Source organism: Corynebacterium sp. 20-84 (genome assembly GCF_053479455.1).
This window is the reverse complement of the sequence record NZ_JBRBCB010000012.1, coordinates 1-15,116: the sequence shown is the minus strand read 5'-3', so window position 1 is coordinate 15,116 and position 15,116 is coordinate 1. Positions and strand designations below refer to the sequence as shown.

Here is a 15,116-nt window from a genome sequence, read left to right as displayed (position 1 = left end):
GGTGGTTGTGCTTCTGTCGTCTCTTCCCCAGCCCCGGCGTACTCGCATTTCTGGGGCACTGATTCCCGGGCCGGGAAAAGGTCCAGACAGTGATCGTACGTCATGGACGTGGAAATGATTAAGCCCGGCGTGCCTTTTTCTGATCGCACGCCGAGCTGCTCTGTCTTGCCGGTGGCGTTTGACGCCTACCGGTCGCCGTCTGCCGGATCAGTCTCGGTCTCGCGCACAGTGCTGCCTGTGCTGCCTGCAGCACCGTCGTTCTCAACCACCTTGTAGACACCCTCGCGCTCCATCGTGACAACGATGCCGGGAGCCAGCTCGATGTCAACGGTGGTGTCACCAGCGGAGACGATGTCGCCGTGGAAGCCCGAAACGGTGATGATGCGGTCGCCGGCCTTCGCCTTGGCCTGGACGGCGCGGGCTTTCTCCACCCGCTTCCGGTTCATGCGCGCCAAAAACAAGCTCGGCAGCGCGAACAGAACGAAGATTAGGAGAAGAGGTAAGTATTCCATGGTGAACCATTGTGGCACACCAATCCGAGGAGCTGGCAGCTAGTACAGGTGAAGCTGCCCCGGGGCTTCCGGCGGCGGTGTCATGCCGAGGTGGTGCCAAGCAGCAGCGGTAGCCACGCGTCCCCGGCCAGTGCGCGACATGAGTCCCGCACGCACGAGGTAGGGTTCGCAGACTTCCTCCACGGTGGAGGGCTCCTCCCCCACTGCGATAGCCAAGGTAGACACGCCGACGGGGCCGCCGCCGTGGCTCCGAATCAACGTGTCCAACACAGCACGGTCGAGACGGTCGAGGCCCAACTCGTCGACATCGAACACGGTGAGAGCCTGCTGGGCTGCCTCCACGGTGACGGTTCCGTCGCCGTTGACCTCGGCCCAGTCGCGCACGCGGCGCAGCAGGCGGTTGGCGATGCGCGGGGTGCCGCGGGAACGCGAACCGATCTCCACTGCGGCGTCGCGCTCGATCTCCACCCCGAGAATCGACGCCGCACGCGTGATCACATCGGTGAGGTCCTCCACATCGTAGAACTCCATCTGCGCGGTGAAACCGAAACGGTCGCGCAGCGGTCCGGTGAGCATGCCGGCACGCGTGGTGGCTCCGACCAGAGTGAACGGCGGGATTTCCAGAGGAATGGAGGTCGCACCCGGGCCTTTGCCCACGATCACATCGATGCGGAAATCCTCCATGGCCATGTACAGCATTTCCTCGGCCGGGCGTGCAATCCGGTGAATCTCGTCGATGAAGAGCACATCGCCCTCCATCAGGTTCGACAGCATCGCCGCGAGGTCGCCGGCACGCTCAAGCGCGGGGCCAGAGGTCATGCGTAGCGACGTCCCGAGCTCCTGCGCCACGATCATCGCCATCGTGGTCTTGCCCAGACCCGGCGGGCCGGAAAGAAGAATGTGGTCAGGTGTGACATTGCGCTTTTTCGCACCGGTGAGCACTAGGCTCAGCTGTTCGCGCACCTTCGGCTGGCCGATGAACTCGTCGATGGATTTCGGGCGCAGCGATTTCTCGAAGTCCTGCTCCCCGGTGTGCTCCGTCGCATCCACCGGCGAGTCCACCTGCCGGGCAAGGTCGGCCGGTAGCTCGAACTCTGTCTTCTCCACATCAGACATGTGCTGCACCCTCCATCTCCATGCCTTATGAAATCAGCTGCTTATTTCTTACCCAACCGGTTGAGCGCATTGCGCAGCAACGCCGAAGACTCCGCGTCCGGGGACTCCGCGGCAACAGCGTCGACCGCGCTGCGGGCACCCTTTTCCGGAAAGCCCAACCCGACGAGTGCTTCGACGACCTGTTCCGTCGCCAGCGACGCGCCCTGCGTCTGCGGCGTGGCAGCCTGCCCAGCCGCCTGACCTGGCTGCGTGCCGTACACTCCGGCGAGCTTGTCTTTGAGTTCCAGAACGAGGCGGTCAGCCATTTTCTTGCCTACACCGGGAATGGACTGGATCGTCTTCGAGTCACCGGCTGTGATGTGGCCGGCCAGTTCAGCAGGCTCGAAAACGGACAGTGATGCCAACGCCAGCTTCGGGCCGAGTCCTGTGACCGAGGTCAGGCGATCGAACATCTCACGTGCATCGTCGTCGCTGAAGCCGTAGAGCGTCATCGCGTCTTCCTTGACCACCATCGTGGTCAGCACACGGGCGTTCTCACCGCGGACCAGCCGGCCCAGCGTCGGCGGGGTGGCGAGGAAGCGGTAGCCGACGCCGCCGCATTCGATCACGCCGTGATCCAAACCGATGGAGATGACCTCACCGTTGAGCGAATCAATCACTACTTCCAACTCCTTTTACCAGTCTTATTCCCGGCAGCATTCCGTCCCGCGCTTCCCGTCAACGACGCCGCCGCCTGAGTGCGGGCCAACAGAGGTGCGCGCCAGCAGTGGCACACCCCGATGGCGAGTGCGTCAGCTGCATCCGCTGGCTTCGGCGGCGCACCGAGCCCGAGAATGCGGGTGATCATAGCCGTCATCTGTTTCTTGTCCGCCCGGCCGTTGCCGGAGATGGCTTTCTTCACCTCGGAGGGTGTGTACATGTACACGGGAAGCCCGCGCTGTGCGGCGGCGAGCACCATCACCCCCACGGCATGGGCGGTGTGCATGACGGTGGAAACGTTGCTGCGTTCGAAAATACGCTCCATCGCGACAACATCCGGTTTGTAATCGTCCAGCCATTCGTTGACCGCATTGGACAAACGCAACAGGCGTTCAGACAGCTCCGCATCGGACGGTGTGCGCACCACTCCGACAGCAATGGGAATCACCTGCCGCCCCTTGCCCGTTTGCAGCACGGAGAGGCCGCACCGGGTCAACCCCGGGTCAATCCCCATCACGCGCAGGCCCTCCGTCGTAGTCACACATTTGTTCTACCACACGACCCAGACACCACTCGCGAGCCATGCCGTGCCGCGCACGACAAAGCGGACCCGGCAACAGCCAGATCCGCTTCGGTAATGCTGTGCTCAGGCCCCGTCAACGACGCCCGCGCACGCTGTGTTCTACTCGTTGGCGAGTGCTTCAGCGACCTCGTCCGACATGGTCGAGTTGGTGTAGACGTTCTGGACGTCGTCGGCATCCTCAAGCGCGTCGATAAGCTTCTCGAGCTTCTTCGCGGCCTCAAGATCGAGATCGACCTCCACCGAGGCGCGGAAGTCCTGCTCCGTGTCCTCGATTTCGATGTCGGCCTCGCGCAGAGCATCACGCACGGCGTACAAATCGGTCGCCTCGGAGACGACCTCGAAGTGCTCGCCCAGGTCGTTGACCTCTTCAGCGCCTGCCTCGAGCACGGCCATCAGCACGTCGTCTTCGGTCAGGTCGCCCTTGACCACGGTGTTCACGCCCTTACGGCTGAACATGTAGGCGACCGAACCGGACTCGCCCAAGTTACCGCCGTTCTTGGTCATCGCGGTGCGGACATCGGTGGCCGCACGATTGCGGTTATCGGTCAGGCACTGAATGAGCATGGCGACACCATTCGGACCGTAGCCCTCGTAGGTGATGTCTTCCCAGTCGGAGCCGCCGGCTTCCTCGCCGGAGCCGCGCTTGCGGGCGCGCTCGATATTGTCCTTCGGGACGGAGGCCTTCATGGCCTTCTTCATCATGTCGTCGAGGGTGGGGTTGCCCGCCGGATCACCGCCGCCGGTGCGTGCCGCGACCTCGATGTCCTTGATCATCTTCGCCCACATCTTGGAGCGCTTTGCGTCGTTAGCGGCTTTCTTGTGCTTCGTTGTAGCCCATTTCGAGTGGCCTGCCATGCGCCATCTCCCCTTTCCTCCGGCTGAAGTTTCGGCTGTCCACTATACGCCCACCCCGGGAAACGACATTCAGGGGCGGACTAGTTGCGTTAGGAAAACGCCTTCCCGCCCTCTTTGAGCGTGCGGGTGAGTCCTTCCTGCACGGTCATGGCGACAAGGTTGCCCTGCCTGTCGAAGATCCGGCCCTGGGTCAAAGCGCGTGCGCCGTGAGCGGACGGAGAGACCTGGTCATAGAGCATCCACTCGTCGGCGCGGAACGGGCGCATGAACCACATGGCGTGGTCGAGGGACGCCATCTGCACCTTGTGATCGCGGTGCGGCACCAGCGCGGAGTGCAGCAGCGTCAGGTCCGACATGTAGGCCAGGGTGCAGATGTGGAAGGTCTGATCGTCGGGAAGCTCGCGCTTCGACCTGAACCACACGACCTGCTGGCTGGGCGTGTACGGGTTGTGCTCGAATTGGTCGTCGGGCACGACGCGGACGTCCCAGTCCTTTGCCCACATGGAGAAGAATTTCAACGGTCCGTCGGTCTCCTCGAGCGGCACGACATCGTCCGGTTCGGGCACGGACCGCATCGCATCGGAGTGCTCGATGCCTTCATCGTCGGTGATGTGGAAGCTCGCTTCGAGCGAGAAAATCGTCTTCCCACCTTGAACCGCGTCGACGATGCGTGTGGCGAAGCTGCGCCCATCGCGCACGCGGTTGACCACGAAGACGATGTCCCGGTCCGCCTGACCGGGGCGGATGAAGTAGCTGTGCAGGGAGTGGACGAGCTTGACGTCCTCGACTGTCTTGGTCGCCGCCGACAGCGCCTGCGCCGCCACCTGGCCGCCGTAAGTGCGCTGCAATCCGGAGTAAACGCTGGTGCCGCGGAAGACGTTGTCGTCCAGCTGCTCCAGATTCAAAATATTGTCGATGCTGGGAATGTCGAATGGCATGGGTCACAGCTTAAACGGCGCACCCGCTTCACGGCCGTGAAATTCCGGCATCGGTGCCGTGCCGGCGAGCCGCAATGCGCGCACTCCGGGTTTCAGCCGCACCGCGCGTGTCGCGGCCACGGCACCGTTGTACAGGCGCAGGGAGAGCTCAACCCGGTCTTCCGCGACGGCCAGCGCTGTCCGCGCCGCTTCATCGTCACGGGTATTCGCAACGATGTCCGCGACGGCATCCCGATGCTCGACCGCCGAATCGAGCGCTGCCCGGGCCCGGTCAAGCCGGATATGCAGACGGTCGAGCCGGCGTGCGGTGAGAATCGCCCACACCACGACAGCGAGCACAACAAACACCAGTGCCACTATCAGCACAGACACACCGCTCATCACGCACTCGCTCCCCCGCCAGCTGCGGCTTCGTAGACAGCTTCGACGCGCCCCGCGACGACATTCCAGTCGAAAGTCCGAGCACGCTGCGTTCCAGCGGCCGTAAGTTCAGCGCGGGCTGCAGGTTCACGGACCAATCGCTGCAGCGTCACCGCGAGGGCGTTCGCATCCCCCACCGGGAACAGGGCGCCCGCGGGGATATCGCTATCCGCCGCGCACACATCGGCGAAGGCTTCGATATCGCTGGCCACGACCGCGCATCCCGCCGCCATCGCTTCAACGAGCACGATGCCGAAGGATTCGCCACCCGTATTGGGCGCGACATAAAGATCGGCCGATGCCAGCAACCGCGCTTTCTCAGCCTCACTCACGAGCCCGACGAATTCCACATTCGCCGTCGCAGCAACAGGACGGCCGGAACCGCCGCCGATCACGGTCACGCGCGGTGCATCATCCATGATCGACAGCGCATCCAGAAGAATCGGCAGACCTTTGCGCGGCTCGTCGTAGCGCCCCAGAAAGACGATGTGCGCGCCTTTATCAGGAGCATCGCTTATCGACGCCGCAGTTGCCGTCCCCCGCGCCCTGCGTGCCTCCCGGTAGATGCTCGTTTCCACTCCATTCGGAATGAGCAATGGGTCCCCGCCGAGTTGTTCCACTTGCCAGCGGCGCGACATCTCGCTCACGGAAATGCCCGCCTGAATCTTCTCGAGCGTCGGGCGCAAGACCGGTCGCACGAATTGCAGTGCGCGCGATGACGTCGCAGAGGCGTGGTAGGTGGCCACGACTGGTTCGGAAGCCAGAAGCAATGCGGCGAGGGAATAACTCGGTGCATTGGGCTCGTGAATGTGGATGATGTCGAATCCGCCCTCGCGCAAAAAGCGTCGTGTGCGTTGAAAAGTCCTCGGCCCGAAAGAAATCCGTGCGACCGAGCCGTTGTACCGCAGCGGAATAGTTCGTCCGCCGAGGGTGACATAATCCGGCAGGTCGTAGGCCGAACCTGACCGAGTTCCTGGCCCAAGCACGCGCACGTCGTGCCCGCGTTCAGTAAGAATCCGGGCAAGATCGAGGATGTGCGCTTGCACCCCGCCGGGGTGGTCGAAGGAATACGGGCACACCATGCCGACGCGCACGACGCATCACCGCTTCCGCTTCTCACGGTCGGCAGGCCACATCGGCTGGAGGGCGTGCCAGTCTTCCGGATGCGCAGCGATATTTGCCGCGAAGCCGTCGGCGATCCGCTGAACGGTCTCTTCCACATCGGTCACCTCGATCTCCGGTGAAACCGAATGACCCCAGTCCGGCTGAGTTGTTGAACCCGCGAACCAGGAGTGCGCCACGTGCAGCCCGGCACCGGTGTCTAGCGCGAGCTTCGCCGGCCCGGCCGGCAAGGTGGTCTCCTCCCCGAAAAACGTGACCGGAACACCGCGGGGAGTCATGTCACGCTCCCCCATCAGGCAGACGATTCCGCCGGAGACGAGCACCTCTTTCAATCGCTCGTAGGGTGGCACGGATGAACCAGTAGCGGCGAGCACCTCGAAGCCCATGGATTCGCGGTAGTCCACGAAGGCGTCGAAAAGCGCCTCGGGCCGCAAGCGCTCGGCCACAGTGGCGAAACCGCCGTAGCGCGACACGAGCCACATGCCCGCCATGTCCCAATTACCGGAATGCGGGAGGGTGAGAATGAGACCTTTGCCGCGAGCCAGGGTCTCTTCCAGGTGGTCGCGGCCACGCACGCCGGCATCGAGGCGTGACAGCAGTTCAGGATCACCTGCGATCGCCGGCAAACGGAAAGCCTCGTTCCAATAGCGCGCGTACGAGCGCATCGAGTCGCGCACGAGCGCCCGGGTGACATTTTCCGCACCGACGACGCGTGTGAGGTTGCGCCGTAGCATCTCCGCCCCGCGCCCTTTATCCGACGCGAAATCGGCGCCGGCGTTGAATAGTTTCGCGGCCACTCGCGGCGGCAAATGCCGCACGGCTTTCCACCCGGCGATATACCCGGCAGCTGCCAGTCGCTCGGAGAATGGTGCTTTTGCCGCTGCCGTCACTAGCGCGTGCCCTCCGGTTCAGGAACGCCTGCGGGTGCGGCGATGTGCTGGTTCGCTTTCGGGTCGCGCGAGGCCATGTACAGCCGTTGGACCACGGTGATCACCGAGCCCACTGCGAGCGTCCACAGCGCCACTTCAATTGCCAGATCCACTCCGAAGCCTTCAAGAACAAGGCCAGCTACAGCGACGATCAGGCGTTCGGGTCGCTCAATGAGCCCGCCGTTGACCTCAAGGCCGCCGGCTTCGGCTCGGGCTTTGATGTAGCTAATCGTCGGCGACAACGCCAGGACGACCAGCGCACCAGCAACCGTCGATGCCTCTGCTTGATCGACGTAGATGAGCCAGTAGACGATGGCACCGAACAACGCGCCGTCGGTCAGCCGATCGCACGATGCGTCGAGCGTCGCGCCGTACGCCGTGCCTCCTCCGCGCAGCCGCGCCATTGTGCCGTCCACCACGTCGAACGCCGCGAAGAACGCCATGAGCGCGCCGGCCCACACCAGATGCCCGGTGGGAATCAGCACGACAGCGACAGCGATGGTGGCCAGCGTCCCTAAAATCGTCACGGCATTCGCGGACAAACCAAGGCGCAGCAACAGCTTTGCGACGGGCGCTGCCACCACCGACGCCGGTTTCCTTCCATAAAGACCGAGCATTTAGGCGCCGTCCTCTCTGACGATCTCCGCCCAGCCCTCGGCCAACAGCGAGCGCGTCTCCCGAAGCAACTGCGGAAGGACCTTGGTGCCGTCGATGACCGTCATGAAATTGGAGTCCCCCGCCCACCGCGGAACCACATGCAGGTGCAAGTGATCGCCGACCGAGCCACCTGACGCTTTCCCGAGGTTGAGCCCCACGTTGATCGCTTCAGGCCGGGAGACGCGTTTGAGGGTGCGCACCGCCAGCTTGGCGAATGCCATGAGCTCGGCCGTTTCGTCATCGGTCAACTCTTCTAAGTCCGCGACCTTGCGGTACGGCACGACCATGAGATGGCCAGCGTTGTAGGGGTACAGGTTCAGCAGCGCGTAGACGCTCTCACCGCGGGCGATGATCAGCGCATCTTCGTCGGATTGCTCCGGCGCCGCAAGGAAAGGATCTGCCTTGCGCTCTTTTCCACCAGGGATAGACGAGATATACGCCGAGCGGAACGGCGCCCACAGCCGCACGAGGCGGTCGTGGTCGCCCACGCCGGAGTCGACATACTCTCTCGGGGCATGGGTCTCCCCCGGCGCAGCGACGTCAGCCTCCCTTTCGGGAATGCCGCCGTTGCTATCCTCGGCGTGCCTCAAAGGACACCTCATTCGGCTGCTCGTTGAGCTGGTCGCCCACCCAGGCGCTGATGAGTTCGACTGCCTCATCCACCGGCACACCGTTGACCTGGCTGCCGTCGAGGAAGCGGAAGCTCACTGCATTCGCCTCGACATCGCGTGCTCCGGCCAGCAGCATGAACGGCACCTTGCCCTGCGTGTGGGTGCGGATCTTCTTCTGCATGCGGTCGTCGGAGTGGTCGACCTCCGCACGGATGCCGCGGGCGCGCAGCTGCTCAGTCAGGGCGTCGAGGTGCGGTGCGAAGTCGTCCGCGACCGGAATGCCCACCACCTGGTGCGGTGCCAGCCATGCTGGGAATGCACCGGCGTAGTGCTCGAGCAGCACACCGAAGAAGCGCTCGATAGAGCCGAAGAGAGCGCGGTGAATCATCACCGGGCGCTTTTTCGTTCCGTCGGAAGCGGTGTATTCGAGATTGAAGCGCTCCGGCAAGTTGAAGTCCAGCTGCACGGTGGACATCTGCCAGGTGCGGCCGATGGCATCGCGTGCCTGGACGGAGATCTTCGGACCGTAGAACGCGGCACCAGCCGGATCCGGAACGAGCTCGAGGCCGGATTTCTCCGCGACGGACTGGAGAATATTCGTGGAACGCTCCCAGATCTCGTCGTCGCCGATGTACTTCTCTGGGTCCTTGGTGGACAGCTCGAGGTAGAAATCGTCGAGGCCGTAGTCCTTGAGCAGGGAAACGATGAACTCGAGGACGTCGGTCAGCTCCTGTTCAAGCTGATCTTCGGTGCAGTAGATGTGCGCGTCATCCTGGGTGAAACCGCGGGCGCGGGTGAGGCCGTGAACCACACCGGACTTCTCGTAGCGGTACACCGTGCCGAACTCGAACAGGCGCAGCGGCAGCTCGCGGTAGGAGCGTCCGCGGGAGTCGAAGATCAGGTTGTGCATCGGGCAGTTCATCGGCTTGACGTAATAGTCCTGCGCCTGCTTGGTCACCTCACCGGCGTCGTTGGTCTCGCCGTCGAGCTGCATCGGCGGGAACATGCCCTCTGCGTACCAGTCGAGGTGGCCGGACTGCTTGAACAGATCGCCCTTGGTCACGTGCGGAGTGTTCACGAAGGAGTAGCCAGCCTGGATGTGGCGGTTGCGGGAGTGGTTTTCCATCTCCATGCGCACGATGCCACCGTCCGGGTGGAAGACTGGCAGGCCGGAGCCGACCTGGTCTGGGAAGGAGAACAGGTCCATCTCGGAGCCGAGACGACGGTGGTCGCGCTTCTCGGCCTCCTCGATCATGTGCTGGTATTCCTCCAGCTTCTCCTTGGACTCCCACGCAGTGCCGTAGATGCGCTGCAGACCGGCGTTGTCCTGGTCGCCGCGCCAGTACGCGGCGGACGAGCGGGTCAGTGCGAAAGCCGGAATGTACTTGGTGGTGGGCACGTGCGGGCCGCGGCACAGGTCGTGCCAGACGACCTCGTTGGTGCGCGGGTTGACGTTGTCGTAGTGCGTCAGGTCGCCGGCGCCGACCTCGGTGGCCTCGTCCGAGTTCGGGTCCACAGACCCCTTGTCTTGGATGAGCTCGAGCTTGTACGGCTCGTTTTTCAGATCTTCGGCGGCTTCTTCGGCGGAGGCGTAGACACCACGGACGAATTTCTGCCCCTGCTTGATGATCTTCTTCATCCGCTTCTCCAGCGTCTTCAGATCCTCAGGAGTGAAAGGCTCGGTGACATCGAAGTCGTAGTAGAAGCCGTCGTTGATGGCGGGGCCGATGCCCAGCTTGGCGTCGGGGAATTCCTCCTGCACTGCCTGTGCGAGAACGTGCGCACACGAGTGGCGGATGACGCTGCGTCCCAGCTCCGTGTTCGCCGCGACCGGCATGAACGTTCCGGTCTCCTCCGGGGTGTGGGAAAGATCCTTCAAATTCCCTTCGGCGTCCTGCACGCAGACGATGGCATCTTCGCCCTTATTGGGCAGTTCCAGCTCACGCATCGCTACACCGACAGGTGTGCCGGCGGGAACCTCGAAAGGCTCGTGATTCATCTGAGTTGGGGCAATCCCGCTGGACATATGTTCTTCAGCGCTCCTTTGCGCTCGTGCGGGACGGCATACCTGGCCGCGCCCGCGGTGTGTTCATGTCTCGCCCCCGCGGGCCGGCACAAAAATAACCGCCGCGTGGGCACTGGGGGCGATCTTACCCCTGCCCGCCGCGGCGGTAATCGGCGCGTTGCTTACTTGCGTTCGCTATCGCCGTCGAGCTCCTCCATTTCGCGCACTCGCTGCGTCGCATCGTCGTTCTGGCGGCGACGGCTCAAAGCGACGATCACGACACCGCCGAGGAACAACGCGCCGAGCAGCAGCCACAGCCAGGTGTAGCCGGAGCCAGCGTCTTTCTCGGCGGAATCGGTTGCTTGAGTTCCTTCGGTCTCGCCTTCGTTATCCCCTCCGCCCGGCGCGGCGGACTCCTCAGATGCATTTGCCGGGGTGAAGTTGAAGTCAGTGTGCCCCTTGGTGGCATGGCCATCGGAGGAAGTGATCTGGTAGCCGATGCGGTACTCGCCCGGCTGCGCATCTACATCGTCCGGAACGTCAATGGAAACCGTGCGGTCATTGACTTCGGGCTCGCCGTTGAACAGGACTTCGCCGTCGGAAACGCGTGACAGCGCGACGGTGTTGAAGTCTTCTTTCGGCTGCCCGGAAAATTCCAGGACGAGCTCTGTCGGGAATTCCGTGACGGTCTCGTCGATGCCTGGACGCGCGGAGATCACTGAGTCGTGTGCAAACGCTGCGGGCGCCGTGCCTACGGCGAGCATTGCTGCGGCGGTTCCTGCAAGCAGTGTGCGGGTGGTGGCGGATTTGATCCTGCGTGCCATCAGTGGGTTTCTCCTCTTTCCAGGTCAGTTTCAACAGTTCCAACGTCATCACTTCTGCGATGCGTTGGTCTGCCGTAGTAGTCCCCACGCTAGGCCCGAAAGTTCCTGGGATTTTCATGTGGACCTACCTAATCGTGACAAACCACTGGTTAAGCGGTAGGTTGACCGGGTGATTTCCCGTGATCGTCGTTCTCGTAGAAAACCGGCCAACCCGAACCGTTGGCCATTTTTCATTGTCGTGTCGCTTGGCCTGTTGATGGTCGCGCTGGATAACTCGATCCTCTATACCGCGCTTCCTGCCTTGGATGAACAGCTCGGCGCGACCGCGTCCCAGTCCTTGTGGATCATCAACGCCTACCCGCTGGTGATCACGGGCCTTCTTTTGGGTTCGGGGTCTTTGGGCGACCGCATTGGTCACCGCCGCATGTTCATGGTGGGGCTCGTCATTTTCGGTATCGCGTCTCTTGCTGCGGCATTCTCCCCCACTGTGTTGTCGCTCGTGATCGCGCGCGGTTTTCTCGGCGCCGGTGCGGCGACAATGCTTCCCGCCACGCTTGCCCTGATCAACCAGATTTTTCCGGAAGAGCGCGAACGCAACCTCGCGATGAGCATCTGGGTTTCCGCCGCGGTCCTGGGTGCCGCGCTCGGCCCTGTGGTGGGCGGTGCACTGCTGCACTTCTTCTGGTGGGGCTCGGTCTTCCTGATCAATGTTCCGGTCGTTGTGCTGGCCCTCGTGTGCACGCTGCTGATCGGCCCGCGCAACAAGCCGAACCCGGACAAGCACTGGGACCTTATTTCCTCCGTATTCGCGTTGTTCGCCCTGTCAGGATTGACGCTGACGATTGAGGAAGCCGCCCGCCTGGACACTCACATGCCGGTTCTCATCGGCGCCACTGTGGTCATGGTCTTCGGTGCCGTCATGTTCGGCCACCGCCAGCAGAAGCTCGACGACCCGCTGTTGACTTTCGACATCTTCAAAAACCCAGTCTTTACCGGCGGTGCGGTCTCGGCTGCCGGCGCCATGTTCGTGTTGGTGGGCATGGAGATGACCTCCACGCAGCGCCTACAGCTTGTCGACGGCTTCTCTCCCTTCCACGCCGGCCTTGCCATCGGTGTGATCGGCTTTGCGGCTTTGCCGTTCACGATCGCCGGCGGCGCACTGTTGCACCGCCTCGGTTTCCAGACCATCGTGTCGGGCGGCTTCGCCGCATGCATCGCCGGCGCGCTTATTTGCTGGTGGGGTTCCGCAATCGATAGCTTCCCCGTGTTCCTCACCGGTGGCATTCTCCTCGGTGCCGGCGCGAACTTCGCAATGTCGGTCTCCTCCACCGCCATCATTGGTGCCGCTCCCCCTGAGCGCGCCGGTATGGCCGGCGGCGTGGAGGAAGTGTCGTACGAGTTCGGCACCCTCATCACCGTCGCCGTCTCCGGATCGATGCTGACCTCGCTGCTGCTATCGTTCCTCCCGCCGGAGCTAGCCGACAAGGGCATGAGCGCGATTTACGATCCCGCCACCCACGATGCCGCCGCTCCGGCCTACGCCCATGCCCACGAGCTGACCATGGCCTTCCTTGCCGCAACCGCCGTGGCCTTTTGCGCGATCACCGCGTGGTGCTTCCGCGGGAACCCCAAGTCGCCGAGCATGCATCAGGACGCTTAAAATCCCCACGAAACTTGTCTCAGTGATGGAACCGTGGGGCGCTGGATCGAGTCTAAGTGGGTATGAACAGAACACCCGCGCTCCCTTGGCTAATTACAGGACTATCAGTTGCAACGTCGATTTCGTATGCAGTCGTACTTTCACTAGGCCCGCCTGACTCGGCGGAAGCAGTTCTAGATTTCAGCGGCAAGGTGTTGGGCCCCGTCGGAGCGGCACTCATCGCGTGGGCTGGGGTCGCTCAGACCGTCAAGAGCTCCCGTAGACAGGACGCTTCAAAGGAGTGGCATCAAGATGTCCGATGGGCCACGGAGCTCTGCTTCTCCCGAAAGCCACTCGAAACCGCTGTCGGCGTCGCCGTTCTCACCGAACATGATGACCATAGTTACCTAGACAAAGAGCAGGTTAAAATGGTGAACAGAATCCTCGACGTGGTGCTCGAACCCATACTTGAAGTCGATGACAGGGAGGGATCAAACTCATGACGTTCCGCTTCGCTTACAAGGAGAACACGACCCTTGAAGGGCTTCGCCTGAAGCGCCCGCCACACATGGGTGAAGTTCTCGCTGCCCAGGCAGTCATCAAGCAGATCGAGGACGGCAAGCGCCCCGGTGAGCGGGTGACTCCCTTCCTCCGCTGGGTGGCCGATTACGGCATGCCCGGCTTCGAGATGGGACCGGTGGTCATCGAGAACCAGGAGGATCAGCCGTAGCTAGCTTGCAGCTGCCGTGCCTGCTATTTCCCTCTGAGCACTGCCCCAGTGCCTATTCCGCTAGTTAGTACTTGATTGCTCCGAAGGCCGCGAGCTGGCAGATTTCATCGGCCGCACGGGGCGGAACATGTTTGGGAACGTTGTCGTCTAGGAGGGCGGCGGTGAAGGCATCGTCGGGGTTGTCCGTAGCCCATGTGTCGGCTGCGCACTGAATGTCCGCGGCGGTGACGCGGTGGTCTACCTCGTCAAAGTCCGTGAAGACTACGGCATTCGGGCCGTGTTCATCTTTGCCGACGACGACCGGCCTCGACCACATGGCGCCGACGACAAGGCCGCTTCGCAGGATTGCGCTTGCCATTTCTGGGCTGACGGACATCCGCTTCTCCCCTTTCGTTCCAGGCCAATTCTAGGCGCTGTTCGTCGGGGTCATTGGCAATGACATCGCCGCTGTCGTAGTCATTGAGTCCAGCCCGATGGCCGCATATGGCCCCGACAGATCCGTGACAAGCGCGCGAGCGCTAACCCACTTCCTGCGTTCTTCAAAGCAAAGAACCTCAGATGATTTCTCACCTGAGGTCCTGCAATTCTGTGGTCCCAGCTGGGATCGAACCAGCGACCTTTCCGGTGTGAACGGAACGCTCTTCCACTGAGCCATGGGACCGTTGCGTTTTTGGCGCGAGGGATACATTAACACTGCTGTGGTGAAAGCCCCTAATCGCGTGCACAGACACGGTGGACGTAGGCTCCGGGCGTGGCGGCGGGGTACGGGGAATGTGCGGCCGGGGTCCGGCGCTGGGATGAGGGCGGGGTGGAAAGCAGGCGGCGTCGATAAGCGCGCGCTTTGGCGCACTAAAAACAAGTCACAACGACGGGATTTGGTCGAACGCGGGGCAACACATTAGAGTTTCTAGTCGCACAAGTTCACATCGGAACGAATGCATGCGGATGTAGCGCAGTTGGTAGCGCATCACCTTGCCAAGGTGAGGGTCGCGAGTTCGAGTCTCGTCATCCGCTCCAAGTCCCCTCACGGGGGCTTAAGCGCGATTAGCTCAGCGGTAGAGCACTACCTCGACACGGTAGGGGTCACTGGTTCGATCCCAGTATCGCGCACCAGGGCGAAAGCCCCGATGCGGATGTAGCGCAGTTGGTAGCGCATCACCTTGCCAAGGTGAGGGTCGCGAGTTCGAGTCTCGTCATCCGCTCCAAGTACCTGATTGGTACTGTGAAAGAGGCGGAAATCGCCCACGGTGGAATGGCCGAGTGGTGAGGCAAAGGTCTGCAAAACCTTGTACACGGGTTCGATTCCCGTTTCCACCTCCATATTCATTTGAATATCATCTGAATATCCCGCGCGATTAGCTCAGCGGTAGAGCACTACCTCGACACGGTAGGGGTCACTGGTTCGATCCCAGTATCGCGCACCAGGGCGAAAGCCCCGATGCGGATGTAGCGCAGTTGGTAGCGCATCACCTTGCC

The 15,116-nt window shown here is 62.5% G+C and carries 17 protein-coding genes and 6 tRNA genes; 8 read left to right on the top strand and 15 right to left on the bottom strand.

The genetic code is table 11. The features are described 5' to 3' along the window. Positions 1-185 precede the first annotated feature (185 nt). The 13 genes from yajC to ACUY2Y_RS09690 form a co-directional block, all read right to left on the bottom strand. A complete protein-coding gene (gene yajC, locus ACUY2Y_RS09750) occupies positions 186-512 on the bottom strand; it encodes a preprotein translocase subunit YajC (RefSeq protein WP_210573496.1) in 327 nt (108 codons plus the stop codon). Positions 513-551: 39 nt separating this feature from the next. Further along, a complete protein-coding gene (ruvB, locus tag ACUY2Y_RS09745; RefSeq protein ID WP_448326080.1) occupies positions 552-1,628 on the bottom strand; it encodes a Holliday junction branch migration DNA helicase RuvB in 1,077 nt (358 codons plus the stop codon). Between the two features lie 41 nt (positions 1,629-1,669). Continuing rightward, positions 1,670-2,287 carry a Holliday junction branch migration protein RuvA gene (gene ruvA, locus ACUY2Y_RS09740; RefSeq protein ID WP_448326078.1) on the bottom strand — a complete coding sequence of 206 codons (618 nt, stop codon included), beginning with the start codon at positions 2,285-2,287 and terminating at the stop codon, positions 1,670-1,672. Beyond that, a complete protein-coding gene (gene ruvC, locus ACUY2Y_RS09735) occupies positions 2,287-2,841 on the bottom strand; it encodes a crossover junction endodeoxyribonuclease RuvC (RefSeq protein WP_448326188.1) in 555 nt (184 codons plus the stop codon). The genes ruvA and ruvC overlap by 1 nt, the downstream gene beginning before the upstream one ends. Before the next feature lie 168 nt (positions 2,842-3,009). After that, positions 3,010-3,765, bottom strand: a complete 756-nt coding sequence (locus tag ACUY2Y_RS09730; protein ID WP_448326076.1) for a YebC/PmpR family DNA-binding transcriptional regulator — start codon at positions 3,763-3,765, stop codon at positions 3,010-3,012. A gap of 89 nt (positions 3,766-3,854) precedes the next feature. Then, a complete protein-coding gene (locus tag ACUY2Y_RS09725) occupies positions 3,855-4,703 on the bottom strand; it encodes an acyl-CoA thioesterase (protein ID WP_448326075.1) in 849 nt (282 codons plus the stop codon). 3 nt (positions 4,704-4,706) lie between these two features. After that, positions 4,707-5,084, bottom strand: coding sequence for a hypothetical protein (locus tag ACUY2Y_RS09720; RefSeq protein WP_210573503.1), 378 nt, complete (start codon positions 5,082-5,084; stop codon positions 4,707-4,709). Next, positions 5,084-6,217, bottom strand: coding sequence for a glycosyltransferase family 4 protein (locus ACUY2Y_RS09715; RefSeq protein WP_448326072.1), 1,134 nt, complete (start codon positions 6,215-6,217; stop codon positions 5,084-5,086). The genes ACUY2Y_RS09720 and ACUY2Y_RS09715 overlap by 1 nt, the downstream gene beginning before the upstream one ends. A gap of 6 nt (positions 6,218-6,223) precedes the next feature. Then, positions 6,224-7,135, bottom strand: a complete 912-nt coding sequence (locus ACUY2Y_RS09710) for a phosphatidylinositol mannoside acyltransferase (RefSeq protein WP_448326070.1) — start codon at positions 7,133-7,135, stop codon at positions 6,224-6,226. Beyond that, positions 7,135-7,791, bottom strand: a complete 657-nt coding sequence (gene pgsA / locus ACUY2Y_RS09705) for a phosphatidylinositol phosphate synthase (RefSeq protein ID WP_448326069.1) — start codon at positions 7,789-7,791, stop codon at positions 7,135-7,137. The genes ACUY2Y_RS09710 and pgsA overlap by 1 nt, the downstream gene beginning before the upstream one ends. After that, the gene (locus ACUY2Y_RS09700; protein ID WP_448326067.1) at positions 7,792-8,433 is read right to left on the bottom strand and encodes an HIT family protein; all 642 of its coding nucleotides are present in this window, start codon (positions 8,431-8,433) and stop codon (positions 7,792-7,794) included. Continuing rightward, complete coding sequence (gene thrS, locus ACUY2Y_RS09695) at positions 8,402-10,468, bottom strand: threonine--tRNA ligase (RefSeq protein ID WP_448326066.1); 2,067 nt, start codon at positions 10,466-10,468, stop codon at positions 8,402-8,404. Before thrS ends, ACUY2Y_RS09700 begins: the two co-directional genes overlap by 32 nt. A gap of 161 nt (positions 10,469-10,629) precedes the next feature. Continuing rightward, positions 10,630-11,271, bottom strand: coding sequence for a copper resistance CopC family protein (locus ACUY2Y_RS09690; RefSeq protein WP_448326065.1), 642 nt, complete (start codon positions 11,269-11,271; stop codon positions 10,630-10,632). Between the two features lie 169 nt (positions 11,272-11,440). Here ACUY2Y_RS09690 and ACUY2Y_RS09685 point away from each other — a divergent pair, with 169 nt between their 5' ends. The 3 genes from ACUY2Y_RS09685 to ACUY2Y_RS09675 all read left to right on the top strand — a co-directional run bounded on the left by ACUY2Y_RS09685 (position 11,441) and on the right by ACUY2Y_RS09675 (position 13,640). Beyond that, positions 11,441-12,931: an MFS transporter gene (locus ACUY2Y_RS09685; protein WP_448326063.1), complete on the top strand. Its 1,491-nt coding sequence runs from the start codon at positions 11,441-11,443 to the stop codon at positions 12,929-12,931. 62 nt (positions 12,932-12,993) lie between these two features. Continuing rightward, a complete protein-coding gene (locus tag ACUY2Y_RS09680; RefSeq protein WP_448326061.1) occupies positions 12,994-13,413 on the top strand; it encodes a hypothetical protein in 420 nt (139 codons plus the stop codon). Beyond that, positions 13,410-13,640 (top strand): hypothetical protein, encoded by a 231-nt coding sequence (locus ACUY2Y_RS09675; RefSeq protein ID WP_259899771.1) that lies wholly within the window; start codon positions 13,410-13,412, stop codon positions 13,638-13,640. Before ACUY2Y_RS09680 ends, ACUY2Y_RS09675 begins: the two co-directional genes overlap by 4 nt. Before the next feature lie 64 nt (positions 13,641-13,704). Here ACUY2Y_RS09675 and ACUY2Y_RS09670 read toward each other — a convergent pair whose 3' ends face one another. Next, on the bottom strand, positions 13,705-14,016 hold the full coding sequence (locus ACUY2Y_RS09670) for a hypothetical protein (RefSeq protein WP_448326059.1): 312 nt from the start codon (positions 14,014-14,016) through the stop codon (positions 13,705-13,707). 213 nt (positions 14,017-14,229) lie between these two features. Further along, positions 14,230-14,301: transfer RNA gene (locus tag ACUY2Y_RS09665), tRNA-Val, on the bottom strand. 280 nt (positions 14,302-14,581) lie between these two features. Between ACUY2Y_RS09665 and ACUY2Y_RS09660 the strand changes: the two genes are divergently transcribed. The 5 genes from ACUY2Y_RS09660 (at position 14,582) to ACUY2Y_RS09640 (ending at position 15,064) form a co-directional block, all read left to right on the top strand. Continuing rightward, positions 14,582-14,657: transfer RNA gene (locus ACUY2Y_RS09660), tRNA-Gly, on the top strand. A gap of 21 nt (positions 14,658-14,678) precedes the next feature. Beyond that, positions 14,679-14,753: transfer RNA gene (locus tag ACUY2Y_RS09655), tRNA-Val, on the top strand. Between the two features lie 16 nt (positions 14,754-14,769). Further along, positions 14,770-14,845 (top strand) — tRNA-Gly (locus ACUY2Y_RS09650). A 41-nt stretch (positions 14,846-14,886) separates the two neighbouring features. After that, positions 14,887-14,960, top strand: a tRNA-Cys gene (locus ACUY2Y_RS09645). Positions 14,961-14,989: 29 nt separating this feature from the next. Beyond that, positions 14,990-15,064, top strand: a tRNA-Val gene (locus tag ACUY2Y_RS09640). The last annotated feature ends 52 nt before the right edge of the window (positions 15,065-15,116 follow it).

Coding starts and splice junctions, on each gene's coding strand:
- yajC (WP_210573496.1), bottom strand. CDS start 512: ATGGAATACTTACCTCTTCTCCTAATCTTCGTTCTGTTCGCGCTGCCG.
- ACUY2Y_RS09680 (WP_448326061.1), top strand. CDS start 12,994: ATGAACAGAACACCCGCGCTCCCTTGGCTAATTACAGGACTATCAGTT.
- ruvC (WP_448326188.1), bottom strand. CDS start 2,841: ATGGGGATTGACCCGGGGTTGACCCGGTGCGGCCTCTCCGTGCTGCAA.
- pgsA (WP_448326069.1), bottom strand. CDS start 7,791: ATGCTCGGTCTTTATGGAAGGAAACCGGCGTCGGTGGTGGCAGCGCCC.
- ACUY2Y_RS09720 (WP_210573503.1), bottom strand. CDS start 5,084: ATGAGCGGTGTGTCTGTGCTGATAGTGGCACTGGTGTTTGTTGTGCTC.
- ACUY2Y_RS09700 (WP_448326067.1), bottom strand. CDS start 8,433: ATGAGGTGTCCTTTGAGGCACGCCGAGGATAGCAACGGCGGCATTCCC.
- ACUY2Y_RS09670 (WP_448326059.1), bottom strand. CDS start 14,016: ATGTCCGTCAGCCCAGAAATGGCAAGCGCAATCCTGCGAAGCGGCCTT.
- ACUY2Y_RS09725 (WP_448326075.1), bottom strand. CDS start 4,703: ATGCCATTCGACATTCCCAGCATCGACAATATTTTGAATCTGGAGCAG.
- ruvB (WP_448326080.1), bottom strand. CDS start 1,628: ATGTCTGATGTGGAGAAGACAGAGTTCGAGCTACCGGCCGACCTTGCC.
- ACUY2Y_RS09690 (WP_448326065.1), bottom strand. CDS start 11,271: ATGGCACGCAGGATCAAATCCGCCACCACCCGCACACTGCTTGCAGGA.
- ACUY2Y_RS09730 (WP_448326076.1), bottom strand. CDS start 3,765: ATGGCAGGCCACTCGAAATGGGCTACAACGAAGCACAAGAAAGCCGCT.
- thrS (WP_448326066.1), bottom strand. CDS start 10,468: ATGTCCAGCGGGATTGCCCCAACTCAGATGAATCACGAGCCTTTCGAG.
- ACUY2Y_RS09675 (WP_259899771.1), top strand. CDS start 13,410: ATGACGTTCCGCTTCGCTTACAAGGAGAACACGACCCTTGAAGGGCTT.